Source organism: Arthrobacter sp. Leaf337 (assembly GCF_001423745.1).
In the GTDB taxonomy this organism is placed as follows: Bacteria; Actinomycetota; Actinomycetes; order Actinomycetales; family Micrococcaceae; genus Arthrobacter.
The window spans coordinates 163,665-176,710 of record NZ_LMPC01000027.1; the positions used below are offsets into that span (position 1 = coordinate 163,665).

The 13,046-nt window shown below is 66.9% G+C and carries 15 protein-coding genes; 7 read left to right on the forward strand and 8 right to left on the reverse strand.

What is annotated here, in order from left to right; translation table 11 throughout:
• Positions 1-44: 44 nt before the first annotated feature.
• On the forward strand, positions 45-926 hold the full coding sequence (locus tag ASF98_RS18085) for a 1,4-dihydroxy-2-naphthoate polyprenyltransferase (RefSeq protein ID WP_055804742.1): 882 nt from the start codon (positions 45-47) through the stop codon (positions 924-926).
• A 28-nt stretch (positions 927-954) separates the two neighbouring features.
• Here ASF98_RS18085 and ASF98_RS18090 read toward each other — a convergent pair whose 3' ends face one another.
• A complete protein-coding gene (locus ASF98_RS18090) occupies positions 955-1,269 on the reverse strand; it encodes a DUF4229 domain-containing protein (protein WP_055804745.1) in 315 nt (104 codons plus the stop codon).
• 60 nt (positions 1,270-1,329) lie between these two features.
• Here ASF98_RS18090 and ASF98_RS18095 point away from each other — a divergent pair, with 60 nt between their 5' ends.
• Complete coding sequence (locus ASF98_RS18095; protein WP_055804748.1) at positions 1,330-1,788, forward strand: PLDc N-terminal domain-containing protein; 459 nt, start codon at positions 1,330-1,332, stop codon at positions 1,786-1,788.
• A 48-nt stretch (positions 1,789-1,836) separates the two neighbouring features.
• Here the strand turns inward: ASF98_RS18095 and ASF98_RS18100 are convergent, their stop codons facing one another.
• Together ASF98_RS18100 and ASF98_RS18105 are read right to left on the reverse strand one after the other, a co-directional pair.
• A complete protein-coding gene (locus ASF98_RS18100; protein WP_055805111.1) occupies positions 1,837-2,322 on the reverse strand; it encodes a GNAT family N-acetyltransferase in 486 nt (161 codons plus the stop codon).
• Between the two features lie 35 nt (positions 2,323-2,357).
• Entirely contained in the window at positions 2,358-2,708 is a 351-nt protein-coding gene (locus ASF98_RS18105; RefSeq protein WP_055804751.1) for an ArsR/SmtB family transcription factor, read from the reverse strand.
• 204 nt (positions 2,709-2,912) lie between these two features.
• Here ASF98_RS18105 and trxB point away from each other — a divergent pair, with 204 nt between their 5' ends.
• From trxB to ASF98_RS18125, 4 genes are all read left to right on the forward strand, one after another.
• Positions 2,913-3,902 carry a thioredoxin-disulfide reductase gene (trxB, locus tag ASF98_RS18110; protein WP_055804754.1) on the forward strand — a complete coding sequence of 330 codons (990 nt, stop codon included), beginning with the start codon at positions 2,913-2,915 and terminating at the stop codon, positions 3,900-3,902.
• 170 nt (positions 3,903-4,072) lie between these two features.
• Positions 4,073-5,461: an FAD-dependent oxidoreductase gene (locus ASF98_RS18115; protein WP_235506074.1), complete on the forward strand. Its 1,389-nt coding sequence runs from the start codon at positions 4,073-4,075 to the stop codon at positions 5,459-5,461.
• Between the two features lie 52 nt (positions 5,462-5,513).
• Positions 5,514-5,948 carry an arsenate-mycothiol transferase ArsC gene (locus ASF98_RS18120; protein ID WP_055804757.1) on the forward strand — a complete coding sequence of 145 codons (435 nt, stop codon included), beginning with the start codon at positions 5,514-5,516 and terminating at the stop codon, positions 5,946-5,948.
• A gap of 2 nt (positions 5,949-5,950) precedes the next feature.
• A complete protein-coding gene (locus ASF98_RS18125; RefSeq protein WP_082506923.1) occupies positions 5,951-7,162 on the forward strand; it encodes an MFS transporter in 1,212 nt (403 codons plus the stop codon).
• 18 nt (positions 7,163-7,180) lie between these two features.
• Here ASF98_RS18125 and ccsB read toward each other — a convergent pair whose 3' ends face one another.
• From ccsB to ASF98_RS18150, 5 genes are all read right to left on the reverse strand, one after another.
• The gene (ccsB, locus tag ASF98_RS18130; RefSeq protein WP_055804760.1) at positions 7,181-8,341 is read right to left on the reverse strand and encodes a c-type cytochrome biogenesis protein CcsB; all 1,161 of its coding nucleotides are present in this window, start codon (positions 8,339-8,341) and stop codon (positions 7,181-7,183) included.
• A complete protein-coding gene (gene resB, locus ASF98_RS18135) occupies positions 8,341-10,131 on the reverse strand; it encodes a cytochrome c biogenesis protein ResB (RefSeq protein WP_055804763.1) in 1,791 nt (596 codons plus the stop codon). The genes ccsB and resB overlap by 1 nt, the downstream gene beginning before the upstream one ends.
• Positions 10,131-10,886 (reverse strand): cytochrome c biogenesis CcdA family protein, encoded by a 756-nt coding sequence (locus ASF98_RS18140; protein ID WP_028269989.1) that lies wholly within the window; start codon positions 10,884-10,886, stop codon positions 10,131-10,133. The genes resB and ASF98_RS18140 overlap by 1 nt, the downstream gene beginning before the upstream one ends.
• A 15-nt stretch (positions 10,887-10,901) precedes the next feature.
• Positions 10,902-11,477: a TlpA family protein disulfide reductase gene (locus tag ASF98_RS18145; RefSeq protein WP_055805119.1), complete on the reverse strand. Its 576-nt coding sequence runs from the start codon at positions 11,475-11,477 to the stop codon at positions 10,902-10,904.
• Positions 11,478-11,551: 74 nt separating this feature from the next.
• Positions 11,552-12,217, reverse strand: coding sequence for a histidine phosphatase family protein (locus ASF98_RS18150; protein ID WP_055804766.1), 666 nt, complete (start codon positions 12,215-12,217; stop codon positions 11,552-11,554).
• 221 nt (positions 12,218-12,438) lie between these two features.
• On the opposite strand from ASF98_RS18150, the gene ASF98_RS18155 reads away from it, so the two are divergent.
• Positions 12,439-12,987: a YceI family protein gene (locus tag ASF98_RS18155; protein WP_055804769.1), complete on the forward strand. Its 549-nt coding sequence runs from the start codon at positions 12,439-12,441 to the stop codon at positions 12,985-12,987.
• Positions 12,988-13,046: the final 59 nt, after the last annotated feature.

Genomic DNA, 13,046 nt, shown 5'->3' on the forward strand with positions numbered 1-13,046 from the left:
CTTCCCAAGCTGAACCGAACAACGAACCAATCGGAGTACTGACCGTGGCTACAGCCGCACAATGGATCCAAGGCGCCCGACCGCGCACCCTGCCGGCTGCCATCGCACCGGTCCTGATCGGCACCGCAGCGGCCTTCGAGCTGGACGCGTTCAAGCCCGTCAACGCCATCCTGGCCGCGCTGGTGGCCCTGCTGCTGCAGGTGGGCGTGAACTACGCCAACGACTACTCGGACGGCATCCGGGGTACGGACGAGGACCGTGTGGGCCCGCTCCGCCTGGTGGGCTCCGGTGCTGCGAAGCCGGAGATGGTGAAGCGCGCCGCGTTCGCCGCGTTCGGGCTGGCGATGCTGTTCGGCCTGGTGCTGGTGCTCATCACGCAGGCATGGTGGCTGATCCTGGTGGGTCTCGGCTGCGTCCTGGCGGCCTGGGGGTACACCGGCGGCAAGAACCCCTACGGCTACATGGGCCTGGGCGACGTGTTCGTGTTTGTGTTCTTCGGCCTGGTGGCCACCCTTGGCACCACCTACACGCAGGCGGGGCAGGTCAGCCTGCCTGCCATCATCGGCGCAATCGGCACCGGGCTGATCGCGTGCGCGCTCCTGATGGCAAACAACGTCCGGGACATCCCCACGGACATGCAGGCAGGCAAGAAGACCCTGGCCGTGCGGCTGGGTGACAAGCACGCCCGTGAAAGCTACGTCCTGATGCTTGCCGTGGCCATCCTGCTGGTGATTGTCCTGGCACCGGCGCGCCCGTGGATGCTCATCGTGCTGCTCCTGATCCCGGCCAGCCTGATGCCCTCATGGCTGATGATCAACGGCCGGAAGCGCAAGAGCCTGATCCCGGTCCTGAAGCAGACGGGCATGATCAACCTGGGCTACAGCGTGCTGTTCTCGCTGGGCCTCGTGCTAAGCCACGGGCTCTAAGCGTCCTCGCCTCTAAGCTTCCGTGCCTCTAAGCATCCTTGCGGGGAACTTCCGTGCGGGGGATTTCTGAGCGGACGGTGATGTCCGGGTTGGCATCCACCAGGGTGTCCTCGGCGTCGGCGTCTTCAACCTCGCCGGCGGTCCGGATGGGCTTGGCCCGGCCGGAGAACCGCTCATGCAGGGTGGCCGTGGCGGCGTCGCGCTGCTTCTGGAAGAACAGGTAGCTGATCGCGAAAGCAATGAGGCCGGCACAGACCGCAGCGAGCAGGATTCCGATTTGGAGGAAGCTGAACAGCACGAACAGCGGCACAAACAGTGCCAGACGGATCAGGGAGTATTTCATAAAGGCCACAGTCCAAGTTTAGCCGTCCGCCGCCCGGCGCCCGGACGCTAGACTGGTGGTATGCCCCGTGTATTGGTCGCCGTTGCCGTTCTTGCCATATTCGTCTATGGCCTCGTGGACGTGATCCGGACTGACAAGCACCTCACCAGGGGTATCTCCAAGACGGCCTGGATCGTGGTGATGGTTGTCCTCCCGGTAGTGGGAGCGGCACTTTGGTTCATCATCGGCCGGCCACGTGGAAGCAGCCCCGCCCCGCAGTCGTACACCCACACCACGGCGCCGGATGACGACCCCGATTTCCTGCGCAACCTGGAAATCCGCCGTCGCAACCAGGCCGAAGCGGACCGCCTGAAGAAGCTCAAGGATGAACTCCAGGCCAAGGAACGCCAGGTCAATGGCAGCGCTGCCGGCGGCGCCGAGGGCAAGGGAAAGCCGAACGGCACCCATCGGGGCGACAAGCACACCGAGGAATCACACCACCCCGAGACCGACGCGCACGGCACCGACGAGGTCAAGTAGCGCCGTTCGCGGTTGAGTAACGCCTCGGGGAAGTAACTCGGCCCGGGGTCAGACAACGGTCGACCGCCGCTCAATCAGCACGGTGTCGCGCCACTGCCCGGCGCAGGGGCCATGGGCCATGAGGGCGATGCGCCGCCGTCGTCCAACAACGGTGTAACCGTTGGCGAGGTGGAGCCTGAGGCTGGCTTCGTTTTCGGGAAAGACACTGGCCTGGATCGTCCAGATCCCGCCGGCCTCCGTGGAATCCGCCAGCGCCTGAAGCAGCAACCCGCCTACGCCCATGCCGCGGGCGTCCGCCGCCACGTAGACGGAGTGCTCCACAACCCCGGCGTAGGCCGGGCGGGAGGACACGGCCGAGACCGCCGCCCAGCCAAGGATTCGGTGTGCCGGCGTTTCGCACACCAGCCGGTGCGGAAGCAGCCGCGATGTGTTGAACCATTCCCAGTCCGGCGCCTCGGATTCAAAGGTTGCGTGACCGGTCTCAATGCCTTCGCGGTAGATCCGCTGGACGTCCGGCCAGTCAGCGCCCGTCATGGCGCGGATCGTGAGGCCCGTTGCCGACTGCGGGTTCACAGGCTCTCGAGGAGTCCGGCCGTCTGTTCCAGCGCGCCCGGGACCAGGGAGTAATAAGCCCACGTGCCGCGCTTCTCGCGGTGCAACAGCCCGGCCTCCACCAGGATTTTCAGGTGGTGGGACACGGTGGGCTGGCCCAGGTCCAGCGGTTCAGTGAGGTCGCAGACGCAGGACTCACCCGAGTCGCCCGCCTTGACGATGGACAGCAGTCGCAACCTGTTCGGGTCGGCAAGGGCCTTGAAGACCAGGGCCCGCTGCTGGGCCTCGTCAGCGCTCAGCGCCGGCTTCACCGACGGGACGCAGCATGAGGCGTCCACCGGAGCTTCGACGATCTGCAGAGAGTTCATAGACCAATTATGCACATAGATTGACATCCATCGATATAGGTGGGGATACTCTCTATATCGATCCTCATCAATTTATCTTTTTGGTTCCATCGGGACAAAGACCGGCCGGCGCCGTCGGGCCCTTGATTGAAGGCCCCGTCCTTGTTGCACTTGTTTACGCAGCGTTGCGGCACAGCGCTTACGAACCACTACCCAGGAGACCACATGACCGCCGAAGTAAGCACCGAACAGCTGATCATCATCGGTTCCGGCCCCGCCGGCTACACCGCTGCGATCTACGCCGCCCGAGCCGGCCTGAAGCCCCTGGTTCTGGCCGGCTCGGTAACGGCCGGCGGCGCCCTGATGAACACCACCGAGGTGGAGAACTTCCCGGGTTTCCCATCCGGCATCCAGGGCCCGGAACTCATGGACGGCCTGCAGGAGCAGGCGCAGCGGTTCGGCGCGCAGGTGATGTTCGACGACGTCACTGAAGTGACACTGTCCGGGCACCTCAAGCGCGTGGTCACCGGCGCCGGCGACACCTACGAGGCACCCGCCGTCATCCTGGCCACCGGCTCCGCCTACAAGGAACTCGGCCTGCCCGAGGAGAAGAAGCTCAGCGGCCACGGCGTCTCCTGGTGCGCCACCTGCGACGGCTTCTTCTTCCGCGACCAGGACATCGTCGTCGTCGGCGGCGGGGACTCCGCCATGGAGGAGGCCACGTTCCTGACCCGCTTCGCCCGGACGGTCACGGTGGTGGTCCGCAAGGGTGAACTCCGGGCCTCCCGCATCATGGCCCAGCGCGCCAAGGACAACCCCAAGATCAGCTTCGCCTGGCACTCCGCGGTGACCGCAATCCACGGGGACCCCAAAGTCACCGGAATCACGCTCACGGACACCCGGACCGGCGAAACCCGCGAGCAGGCCGCCACGGGCATCTTTGTGGCGATCGGACACGTGCCGCGGACGGAACTCGTCGAGGGCCAGGTTGAGCTCGACGCCGAGGGCTACATCAAGGTGGACTCCCCCACCACGGTCACCAACCTGACGGGCGTCTTCGCCTGCGGCGACGCCGTGGACCACCGCTACCGCCAGGCCATCACCGCCGCCGGGACCGGCTGCGCCGCCGCACTGGATGCGGAGCGGTACCTGGCCGCCCTGGATGATGCGGACAGCATCGCGACGGCCTTGGTCGAGGAACCAACCCACGCCTAGGGATTCGCTGAATAGAACTTCCCAACAGGAGGGAGGTGAGCTGTATGGATACCGGATGCTGCACCGACAACGGCTGGTGCGAGGACGAATCCTGCACGGATCAGGACTGCTGCTAGCCGCCCTCCCCGCCCGCCACCTTCCACCTTGCTTGCGAACCGCCACACGAACTGATGAAAGAGGACACCTTGGATTCGACGTCGAACCTTCCCGTCGCTGTGATCGGCGCCGGCCCCGTAGGCCTGGCCGCTGCCGCCCATCTCCTGGAACGCGGCCTGGAGCCGCTGATCTTCGAGGCCGGTACGACGGCGGGAGCCGCCATCGGGCAATGGCGCCACATCCGGCTGTTCTCACCGTGGCGGTTCAACCTCGACGCCGCCGCCGTCCGCCTGCTCGAAGCCTCCGGCTGGGAATCACCCCGGCCCACGGCCCTCCCCTACGGCGGCCAGCTGATTGATGATTACCTCGCACCGCTCGCCGCGCTCCCGGCCATCGCTTCCCGGCTGGAGACCGGTGCCCGGGTGGTCGCGGTGACCCGGTCCGGCATGGACAAGACCCACACCCGGAACCGGGACACCGCACAGTTCGTGGTGCGGGTGGAAGGTGCGGGCGGAGAGGTCCGCGACCACACCGTGGCCGCCGTCATTGACGCCTCCGGCACGTGGTCAATCCGCAATCCGCTCGGCATCTCGGGCCTGCCCGCCATCGGCGAAGAGACCGCCGCGGACCGGATCTCCTCGCCGCTGCCCGACGTCACCGGCCGGGACCGCGCCTCCTTCGCCGGCCGCCGTGCCCTGGTGGTCGGGGCAGGGCACTCAGCCGCCAACACGCTCATCAGCCTCGCGGACCTCGCCAAGGCGGAACCCGAAACCCGGATCCTGTGGGCCGTCCGCGGCGCCTCCGCCGAGAAGGTCTACGGTGGCGGCGAAGCCGACGGACTGCCCGCCCGAGGCCAGCTCGGCAGCCGGCTGCGCCGCCTGGTCGAGGCCGGCACCATCGAACTGCACACCGGCTTCGGTATTTCCTCCCTCAAGTCGCTGGACTCGCACGTCACCGTGGCAGCCGTTGACGGACGCACCCTGGACGCCGACATCGTGGTGCCCTGCACCGGCTTTCGCCCGGACCTGGATATCCTGCGCGAACTCCGGCTCGAACTGGACCCTGCCGTGGAGGCGCCCCGCCGGCTTGGCCCGCTGATCGACCCCGAATTCCACTCCTGCGGCACCGTGCCCCCGCACGGCGCCAGGCTCCTGGCACACCCGGACAAGGACTTCTACATCGTCGGCATGAAGTCCTACGGCCGGGCCCCCACTTTCCTGCTCGCCACCGGCTACGAACAGGTCCGGTCGGTGGTGGCAGCCCTCGCCGGGGACCGCGAAGCCTCGGACACCGTCCAGCTCGAACTCCCGGAGACCGGCGTCTGTTCCTCCGACGCCGGCACCAGCTGCGACGTCCCCGCCACAGCCGCCGCGGACACCGAATCCGGCTGCTGCGCCGCTCCGGAGCCCGTGCTGGTCGGCTTCCCCACCGGGCTCTCCCACGGCCGCTCCGGCATCAACTAACGCCCGCTTTGACCCCGCAGGCATCACCGCTCACGAAGGAACCAACACCCCTATGACCCAGGAACCCAGCAGTACACCGAAGATCCCGGCCGTCCTCTTCGTCTGCAGCAAGAACGGGGGCAAGTCCCAGCTTGCCGCCGGACTGATGAAGCAGCTGGCCGGCGGGACCGTCGCCGTCTACTCCGCCGGCACCAAGCCGGGGAAGTCACTGAACCCGCAGTCCGTGGAGTCGCTGGCCGAACTCGGGATCGACATCACCGGAGAACACCCGAAACCGGTCACCGAAGAAGTCGTGGACGCAGTGGACGCCGTCATCGTCCTGGGCACCGAAGCGAAACTCGAACCCCGCGAAGGCACCCGGTTCGAGGTCTGGGAAACGGACGAGCCTTCCGAACGCGGCATCGAAGGCATGGAACGCATGCGCCTGGTCCGGGACGACATCAATGCCCGCGTCCGGAAGCTATATGCGGAGCTGACCGGGAACTAGGCGTGCCCGCCCCGGCCGACGCCCCGGCCCTGGTTGCGGAGGGTGCACCCCGCGGCGGCCTCGCCGCCCTGTGCATCACCCAGACCACCGGCTGGGGCATCCTCTACTACGCCCTGCCAGCCGCCGTCCTGCCGATCTCGGGGGACACCGGCTGGGAGCCGGCGCTGGTCACGGGAGCTTTTTCGGCCGGGCTCCTCGTGTCCGCCGGCGCCGGCATCCTCGTCGGCCGCGCCCTGGACAACACCGGCCCCCGCACCCTGATGATCGGCGGCTCGCTGGTCGGAGTCGCCGCCCTGGCCCTGGTGGCCCTTGCACCCGTCCTGCCGCTGTTTGCCGCCGCCTGGCTGTTGGCCGGGACTGCGCCGGCAGCGGTCCTGTACCAGCCGGCGTTCACCGTGATCACCCGCTGGTACGGCACCGGGCGGGTCCGGCCCCTGACCATCCTGACCCTGGCAGCGGGGTTCGCCTCCACCATCTTCGCGCCGCTCACCGCAGCCCTGAGCAGCAGCATCGGCTGGCGGGCGGCCTTCCTGGTCCTCGCCGGGCTGCTGGGACTGATCACTGTGCCGCTGCACGCCCGCTACCTCAACAAAACCTGGAATGCCGGCCCTCGAAGGGGTGCGGGAACCCTGGACCTGAGCAGCGTGCGCGCCATCCGCCGCAGCCCTGAGTTCCGCCGCCTGCAGGGCCTGATGGTGCTGCTTTGCCTCGGCCTCTACGCCACGACACTGAATATCATTCCCCTGCTGATGGAAAAGGGCGCCAGCTATGCCGCAGCCGCGCTGGGCCTCGGACTCGTGGGCGCAGGCCAGGTCGGAGGCCGGCTGCTCTTCGGCTTCATTCCGGTCCGGACGCGCCTGCCTGCCATCACCGGCGCTGCCGCCGGCGCGGTCTTGCTGCTCGCCGCACTGCCGGGACCCCTGCCTGTCCTGATCGCAGCAGGCATCCTGGCCGGCGCTGTCCGCGGCTGCCACACCCTGCTGCAGGCCACTGTCGTCGCAGACCAGTGGGGAGCGCGGAACCTCGGCACCCTGCAGGGAACCTTCGCCGCACCGCTCACAACAGTCACCGCTCTCGCCCCCGCTGCCGGCCCGGCGGCCGCGGTATGGCTCGGCTCCTACACGGGCATGGCGTACGCCATGGCCGGCGTGGCAGCGGTCGCTGCCCTCATGGCCGTTCTGGCCTCACGGGGCCCGGATAGTCCGGCGCGGTAGTCCGGACCGGCGGCCTTGCTACAGTCCCGAGTACGAGTGCAGGCCGTTGAAGAACTGGTTCACGATGGTGAAGTTGAAGACCACGCAGAGGTAGCCCACGATCGACAGCCACGCGGCGCGGGTGCCGGTCCAGCCGCGCGTGGCTCGGGCGTGCAGGTAGCCCGCGTAGACCACCCAGATCACGAACGTCCAGACTTCCTTGGTGTCCCAGCCCCAGAAGCGGCCCCAGGCCTTCTCGGCCCAGATTGCGCCGAACATCAGGGTGAAGGTCCAGCCGACGAAGGCGATGGCGTTGATGCGGTAGGACAGGTTTTCCAGGCTCAGCGCCGAAGGCACCAGGCGCATGAAGCCCAGCTTGTCCGCGCCGCCGGAGGCGATGGTCTTCTGCCGGTGTGCCTGCACCAGCTGCAGCGCGGACATCGCGAACGTCAGCGTGAACAGCGCCGAGGACAGCACCGCGATGGACACGTGGATGACCAGCCAGTAACTCTGCAGCGCCGGCACCAGGTGCCCCACGGGGGTCCAGTAGGCCACCGAGGCCGCCACAAGCATGATGATCGCCAGGCCGATCACGAACGTGCCCAGGAACCGCAGGTCGCGGCGGATCAGGACCAGCAGGAAGACAGCGACGGCAACGAAGGCGCCGGTGGTGAGGAACTCGTACATGTTGCCCCACGGCACGCGGCCCGCACCGAGGGCACGGGTGAGCACGCCGGCGCCGTGGATCACAACGCCCAGCACTGTCAAGGCAACAGCGACGCGGGCGGGAACGCGGCGTTCGGCAGCGTAGCGCATGCCGGCGTCGGCCGTCTGCCCGGCGCCAGCTACGGCCCCCTTGGAGGCGCGTCCGGTGGCCGACGACGGCCGCTCGGCACGGCCGGCAGGTCCGCTGACGTCCGAATCGGCGCGGTCAACCGCGGCGTCGTCGGCGTCGGTAAGGTCACGTCCTGCACGGTCAACGGAGCCTCCGGCACCGACGCCGGCAGCCACGGGGACTTTGGCCGTCGCTGCCGCGGACGCCTCGGCCGCGGCCGCAGCTTTGAGGTCCACCGCGAGGAGCGCCTTGCTGCTCTTGGCCAGGTCCCAGGCGAAGGCGATAAAGGCAACCGTGTACGTTCCGGCGGCCAGCAGCATAAAGAGCTCGCTGTACTGGCCCATGGTTTCGTTGATGGCGAGCATTACTGGTCCTTCTTCGACTCGGATGAGCCGGCTGTTGACTGGATGAAGTCTTCTGGGCGAGATTCCGGGGAGGCGCCCTTGGTGGCACTCTCCGCGGGGCCATTATCTTCCGGCCCGCTGGGAGCTGTCTGTGAAGCCGTCCGGGAGTCCAGGCCCCATTCCTCCGTCAGCAGTCCGCGGATGGTTTCCGCCTCCGCCGCGAGCCGGTGGTCTTCGCCGCGGGCCAGGAGACCGTACTCCACCATGGTGCGGCCGTCCGGGTGCGTACCCGTGCGGACCCAGACCCGCCGGCGGTTCACGTACAGGGAAGTCACGAGCCCGGCCACCGCCAGCAGGGCGAAGATCAGGGCGTAGAGCTGGCCCGGGTTGTGGTGGATGTCCACGCCGATGTAGCGCTTCACGCCGTCAAAGCTGATGGTGCCCTTGCCGTCCGGGAGCGTATAGGTGCTGCCGGGAGCCAGGGTGATGCCGCCGGCGTCGAGGTTCCGGGCATTGAGCGGCGTCAGCTTTTTCACGTCGAGCTCAAACACGTTCTGCGGTGCCCCGGCGTTCAGTCCGAGGTCGCCGAAGTACGAGTTCAGCGTGAGCTGCGGGTTGATCAACTCCGGGTCCCCGCTGAAGGAAACTCCTTCCTCGGTGACGAACGCCGTGGGCAGGAAGAACCCGGCGAACCCGAGCTGGTCCGGCTTGGCGTCCGGGACCTTGATCACCACGGAGGAGTAGTAGTTGTCGCCCTGCAGCTTCGCCACCACCGGGCCCTGCATGGCGACGTTGCCGGCGCCGTCGCGGATGGTCACCACGGGGGCGTAGCCGTTGCCGGTGAGGTAGATGCTGGTGCCGCCCAGGCTGACGGGATCGTTGACCTTCAGCACCTGCTTCTCGGCCGGCGCATCCGGGGTTTCCCGGGTGGTCACGTCCGCCTTGAAGTCGATGGGCTGGCCGAACTTGCCCTTCGATTCACGGTCGAAGGTGATCTGGAACTTGTCCAGCTGGATGGAGTAGGGCTGGAGCTGGCTGCTCTGGAAGTTGGTGCCCGGGGTGAACTGGTCGTAGCCCACCAGGGTGTTCACGAACGTGTCGCCCTCCACCAGGATCCGCTGCCCGCTGTACCCGAACAGGCCACCGGCCGCCACGGAGACCAGCACGCCGATCAGCGACGTGTGGAACACGAGGTTGCCCACTTCCTTCAGGAAGCCGCGCTCGGCCCCCAAAGAGGGCCGCTCGCCGTCGTCGTCCCTGACATCAACGCGGTAACCGCGTTTCTTCAGCTTCGCGGCAGCGTCCGCAATAGCGTCCGACGCCGGGATCCCGGCATCCGCGGGGATCACCAGCGTGCCGTACTCGGGAAGGCGGGAGAGCCTGGCCGGGGTGCGCGGAGGCTGGGAGCGCATGGCCTTGTAGTGGGCGATCGCGCGGGGAACCACGCAGCCGATCAGCGAGATGAACAGCAGGATGTAGATGGCGGAGAACCACGCGGAGGAGTACACGTCGTAGAGCTGGAGGGAGTCCAGGATCTTGCCGTAGTCCGGGTGGTCCGCAATGTACTGGGTGACGATTGAGGGGTTCGCAGGGCGCTGCGGGAACAGCGATCCGGGCACGGCCGCAACGGCCAGCAGCAGGAGCAGGAACAACGCGGTGCGCATGCTGGTCAGCTGGGTCCAGGCCCAGCGCAGCATGCCTTTGACCCCCAGCGCCGGCATGGCAGCTTCGGCCTTGGCCTTCGCCACGGGGTTCGCTGCAGCGTTGTCTGCGGGTGCAGGCTTCTTCTTTTCGTTCACTCGCTCGCTCATCAGATCGGCAATTTCACATCGGTTTGGAACCAGTACTGCAGCCCGGACACCCAGGCTCCCCATACCCCGCTGGCCATCAGCAGGCCGAGGACCACCAGGATTCCCCCGCCGATCCGCTGGATGGCGAGCCGGTGCTTGCGGAAGAAGGACATCACGCCCACGCCCCGGCGTACGGCCAGGGCAATCAGCAGGAACGGGATGCCCAGCCCGAGGCTGTAGACGAAGGCCAGGAACGCGCCCTTGGCGGCCGAGGACCCTCCGGACATGCTCAGGAGCTGGACGGCGGAGTAGGTGGGCCCGATGCACGGCGCCCATCCGAGGCCGAAGGTGATCCCCAGCAACGGCGCGCCCCACAGTCCGGCCGGCGGTTTGGCGTGGATTTTGGCGTCGCGCTGCAGCCAGCTGAAACCGCCCATGAACACGACGCCCATGATGATCACCAGAACGCCCAGCACCTGGGTGATCCAGGCATTCTGGCCACCGCTGATCATCGAGCCCAGCTGGCCGAACGCTCCGCCGAGCAGGACGAATATCACCGAGAAGCCGAGCACGAACAGGCCGATTCCGGCCAGCATGCGGCCGCGCTTCTGCTTCTCCAGGTCCACGCCGGTCAGCCCGGTCACATAGCCCAGGTATCCCGGCACCAGGGGCAGGACGCACGGTGAGAGGAAGGACACGAATCCCGCGAGCAGTGCCACCGGGATGGCAAGCAGCAGGGAACCGTTCAGGATGGCTTCGGCGAAGGGGCTGTTCACGTGGGAGCGCCGCCGTTACTCTGCCACGGCGGCGGCGATCAGGGCCTTAAGCGTGCCCTTTTGGATTTCCCCGAGGACACGGGAGGCCACCCGGCCCTGCTTGTCGAGCACCAGCGTGGTGGGCACGGCACCAGGAGGAACCAGTCCGGACACGGCCAGGAGCACGCCGCCGTCCTTGTCGTGGAAGCTGGGGTAGGTCAGGTTGAACGTCTTGTCGAACGCCTCGGCTGCGGCCTTTTCGTCGCGGAGATTGACGCCGTAGAACTGCACTCCCTGGGGCTTGAACTCCTGGTGGAGGGCTTCGAGGGACGGCGCTTCGACGCGGCACGGCGCACAGGCTGCGAACCAGAAGTTGAGCACGGTGACTTTTCCGACGAAGTCCGCCGGCTCCACGGTGGTGCCGTCGAAGAGCGTCCCCTTGATGCTGACGGCGGATTTGCGGTCGGCAGCAGCGAACTCGGTCACGGATCCGTCACCGGCCACGTAGTTCTTGTTGTCCCCGGCCTTGGCCTGCTTGGCCAGGGCATCCTCCTGGGCGCACGCGGAAAGCCCCAGGGTGAGCGCGGCCAGCCCCAGGCCGCCGGCGGCCAGGACACTGCGGCGGGAGGCGGCGTTGGTCGCTTCGTGTGCGCTGGCTGCCTTGTTGAACTTGAATCCGGCCACGCTCAGGCCCCCGGGGTGTTCGAGGCGCCGGGCAGGAGTGCGGCGGCAGGCTCGCTGTATTCCACGCGCAAGAGGGTGCCGTCGTCGTCGAACACCAAAGACGTGATGGACGTGAGGGTGCATTCGCGCTTGCGCGGATCGTGCCAGAGGGGCTTGCCCTCGGCGCTCAGGCGGGTGGACCAGATGGGGAGCTGGTGGCTGACCAAGATGGCTTCCGCCTGGTCGCCGCCCAGCTCAATGGCCCGGAGGCGTGCATCCTGGACTGCGGCGATGACGCGTGCAGCCTGGGCTTTGTACGGCTCGCCCCAGGACGGGGTGAACGGGTTGCGCAGATGCGGCCAGTGCCTGGGCTTGAGGAGTTCGGCCTTGTTGACCCGGAGCCCTTCGAAGTGGTTGCCGGCCTCGATGATGCGCGCTTCGGTGTGGATTTCGAGGTTCAGCGCTTCAGAGATGGGGAGGGCCGTTTCCTGGGCGCGGGTCAGCGGCGAGGCCACGAGATGCACAATGTTCGCCCCGCCGGCAACGCGGTCGCTGAAGTGCACAGCGAGCGTGTTGGCCATCTGCTGCCCGAGTTCGGAGAGGTGGAATTCCGGCAGCCGTCCGTAGAGGATTCCGTCCGGATTGTGGACCTCGCCATGGCGAAGGAGATGAACAGTGGCTTGGGGCATGTTTACCAGTTTCTCAAAGATGTCGGGTGATCTGAAATCTTCTACAGGAAGTAGAACTGAGAAGTTTGGAGAAATGTTCCCCGGAGTTGGAATAAAAGATGCATATGCATGTTTATACTGGGTGAAGCAGTTAGTTGAGACTTCAAGCAAAGAAGTTTCGGCTGGCGATCAGATGTCCTTCCGCAAGAGAACTTCCACCACAGATCACAAGGAGCAACACCATGGCACTGCCCGCCAACATCACCACCGGCACCTGGACCCTCGACAACTCGCACAGCGAAATCGGCTTCACGGTGCGCCACGCAGGCATCAGCAAGGTCCGCGGCCAGTTCACCGATGCCGTAGCCACGCTGGACCTCGCCCAGAACGTTGCCGACTCCAAGGTCAACGCAACCATTCAGACCGCCAGCTTTGACTCGGGCGACGCCAACCGCGACGGCCACGTCCGCGGCGAAGATTTCTTCGACGTCGAGGCGTTCCCGGAAATCTCCTTCGTCTCCAACGCGATCGTTCCCAAGGGCGACGCCTACGAGCTCCAGGGCGATCTCACCATCAAGGGCGTCACCCGCCCGGTGGCGCTCGAGACCGAGCTCCATGGTGTGGCTGTCGATCCGTTCGGCAACACCCGCGCCGGCCTCACCGCCGAAACCACCATCAGCCGCAAGGACTTCGGCCTGACCTGGAACGCCGTCCTCGAAGCCGGCGGCGTGCTGGTCAGCGACAAGGTTGCCATCAACCTCGAGCTCGCGTTCATCGCTCCGGCGGCCTAGTTCTTCGCCTTATAGTTCTGCACCCCACAGCACCCTGCTCCGTCCCCGCGACGGAGCGG